General features: G+C 65.9%; 1 pseudogene. It reads right to left on the bottom strand.

From position 1 onward, the window contains the following. Positions 1–223 (bottom strand): annotated as a pseudogene (locus EXE44_RS19645) (hypothetical protein); the annotation flags it as partial.

The following is a 223-nucleotide window of genomic DNA, read 5'->3' as shown; positions in this document are numbered from 1 at the left end:
GGAGAGCCCGTACAGTGAGTAGACGATCGTCTCGCCGACGAGCAGGTCGGGCTCTCTGATCATGACGCCGTTGTCGCCTTGCATCCGGAACACCGCGCCGTTCTCGTAGACGATGCGGGTGTCGCCGGCGCCGCGATACGTGAGCGATCCCCGTTCGGTGACCGGGCCCTCCATGCCGCTGCCGTTGAGTCGGAACTCGGACGCCGATTCGAACGCGAGCTCG

Origin of the sequence: Halorubrum sp. SS7 (assembly GCF_005435055.1) — an archaeon.
GTDB classification, from domain to species: domain Archaea; phylum Halobacteriota; class Halobacteria; order Halobacteriales; family Haloferacaceae; genus Halorubrum; species Halorubrum salinarum.
Note: the sequence above shows the minus strand (reverse complement) of the source record. Positions and strands in the feature narration are given on the sequence as shown.